The organism is Pseudomonas sp. 05N434 (assembly GCF_056396965.1).
The window spans coordinates 1-2,191 of record NZ_JBFTMK010000697.1; the positions used below are offsets into that span (position 1 = coordinate 1).

Here is a 2,191-nt window from a genome sequence, read left to right on the forward strand (position 1 = left end):
GATTCGCGGCATGCGCACCCAGATGGTCGACCTGCTGGCGAAAAACGCTCCACAGCGCGATTTCAGCTTCGTCGGTCGCCAGCGCGGCATGTTCTCCTACTCCGGCCTGACGGTTGAGCAAGTGACCCGTCTGCGCAACGAGTTCGGCATCTACGCCCTGGACACCGGCCGCATCTGCGTTGCCGCGCTGAACCAGAGCAACATCGACGCCGTGACCAAGGCCATCGTTCAGGTGATCTGAGTCGTCGCGTGACATGAAAACGGGAAGCCAAAATGGCTTCCCGTTTTTTATTGGCCTCAGATAAATCTCAAAGCAGCCGCTGCGCCCTTTAAACTCCCACAGGCTTTATGTACACCCGAGAATTCTTGCGAGAACCCACATGAAAAACGACGACCTACGCGCCGACCGCGATGAACTGGACCACTTCGTGCCCCGCTCCTCGGCCAAACGCGGTAATAACCTGGTGCTGCAAGTGGCCGCGGGCGTGTTCCTTGGCGGCCTGGCCTTGTGGCTGGTGCAACTGGCCGCCACGATGCTGTATGCCAAGCTGATGCTCGGCACTATCACTTTTGGCGGTTAGGCCAATTCGCTCGCACGCTGGCTGGCCGCGTCGTCATAGGCGACATAAAGCGACTCGGCCACCTGACTTTTGATCGCCTTGGTGCTTTCCAGGCCCAGGACAAAACCTTCGGCCTTGCCGCCTGCGCGGTTCAGTTCTTCAGCGGTGCTGGCCTGAGTGATTGCGTCGAACAGTTTCTCGGCGTGCGGGCCGACACCTTTGGGCAAGCTGATCTGAGCGATGCTCATGGGAACACCCCACTGTTTCGGGGTGTGAAGGCTGGGTGATTCATGGCGCATACCTTTTCGGCTGAGGGCCGGCAGCGCGTGTCACCACTTCCGGGCAGCCATGGTAGACCTCTCCCGCGCTTCTGGTAACCGCCGATGGCCGATAAACCTCCCTCTGATCCGATGAAAACATCAAATTGCCAACAGAGGCTTGACTTCTCTTTTTGAATCAGTAACATACACGCCATTCCGCGATAGCTCAGTTGGTAGAGCAAGTGACTGTTAATCACTGGGTCCCTGGTTCGAGTCCAGGTCGTGGAGCCAGACAGCAAAACCGAAAAGCCCCTGAATCGAAAGATTCAGGGGCTTTTTTGTGCTTGCCATAAAGTCAAAAGATCGCAGACCGCAATCTTTTGACTATCTATCTTTAGACATGCTCACTGCTTTTCGCATGCACCGCCCGTAAATCGGCGTGCCCATGGTCCATCTCCACCACCGGAATCTCATTCCCGTCGCAGTCGCGCAGTTTACCTTCGCTGAAGTAGTCCCCTTCCCGCAGCGCCGCCAGGTCTTGATAACGCAGGACTCGTTCAGTACCGGCGGCAAATACCGATTGCTGGTCCGAGTTGCCGGCCGTGAGGTGGTTGAAGGTCAGGTTCAGCACGATGGCCATGATCGCCGAGGAGCTGATGCCCGAGTGGAAGATCGTCGAGAACCAGCTGGGAAAGTGGTCGTAGAAGTTCGGGGCGGCGATGGGGATCATGCCGAAACCGATGGAAGTGGCGACGATGATCAGGTTGACGTTGTTGCGGTAGTCGACCTTGGACAGCGTCCGAATGCCGCTGGCGGCGACGGTACCGAACAGCACGATGCCGGCGCCACCAAGTACGGAGGTTGGCACGGCGGCGATGACCCGTCCCATGAACGGCAGCAACCCAAGCACCACCAGAAACACACCACCGGTGGCCACCACGAAACGGCTCTTGATCCCGGTGACCGCCACCAGCCCGACGTTCTGGGCGAAGGCGCTCTGAGTGAAGGAGCCGAAGATTGGCGCGATCATGCTCGACAGCATGTCTGCACGCAAACCGTTGCCCAGGCGTTTTGAGTCGACCTTGGTGCCGATGATTTCACCGACGGCGAGGATATCGGCCGAGGTTTCCACCAGGGTCACCATGATCACGATGCACATCGACAGGATCGCGGCGAAGTGGAAGGTCGGCATGCCGAAATGGAACGGCGCCGGAAAGCCGAACATCGGTCCTTGGGTAACGGACGAGAAATCCGCCATGCCGAGGAACACAGCGATGACCGTGCCGATGACCATCGCCAGGAGGATCGACAAACGGGAAATGGTCGCGCTGCCGATCTTGCTCAATAGCAACACCAGCACCAGCGTCATCG

At 58.3% G+C, this 2,191-nt stretch carries 4 protein-coding genes and 1 tRNA gene; 3 read left to right on the plus strand and 2 right to left on the minus strand.

Annotated elements, in window-relative coordinates; translation table 11 throughout:
- On the plus strand, positions 1-241 hold a 241-nt coding region (locus AC1DLB_RS28195; RefSeq protein WP_477786105.1), incomplete at its 5' end, for an aminotransferase class I/II-fold pyridoxal phosphate-dependent enzyme.
- Positions 242-380: 139 nt separating this feature from the next.
- Entirely contained in the window at positions 381-581 is a 201-nt protein-coding gene (locus tag AC1DLB_RS28200; protein ID WP_007935214.1) for a hypothetical protein, read from the plus strand.
- Here AC1DLB_RS28200 and AC1DLB_RS28205 read toward each other — a convergent pair.
- Positions 578-808, minus strand: a complete 231-nt coding sequence (locus AC1DLB_RS28205) for a hypothetical protein (protein ID WP_018928109.1) — start codon at positions 806-808, stop codon at positions 578-580. The two genes, AC1DLB_RS28200 and AC1DLB_RS28205, sit on opposite strands and share 4 nt — an antisense overlap.
- Positions 809-1,035: 227 nt before the next feature.
- On the opposite strand from AC1DLB_RS28205, the gene AC1DLB_RS28210 reads away from it, so the two are divergent.
- Positions 1,036-1,111: transfer RNA gene (locus tag AC1DLB_RS28210), tRNA-Asn, on the plus strand.
- A gap of 103 nt (positions 1,112-1,214) precedes the next feature.
- Here the strand turns inward: AC1DLB_RS28210 and AC1DLB_RS28215 are convergent.
- Positions 1,215-2,191: solute carrier family 23 protein (locus AC1DLB_RS28215; RefSeq protein WP_477786106.1), on the minus strand; the 977-nt coding region annotated here is incomplete at its 5' end.

What these genes read in the sequence shown, in the direction of transcription:
- AC1DLB_RS28200 (WP_007935214.1), top strand. Translation starts at nt 381, where the DNA reads ATGAAAAACGACGACCTACGCGCCGACCGCGATGAACTGGACCACTTC.
- AC1DLB_RS28205 (WP_018928109.1), bottom strand. Translation starts at nt 808, where the DNA reads ATGAGCATCGCTCAGATCAGCTTGCCCAAAGGTGTCGGCCCGCACGCC.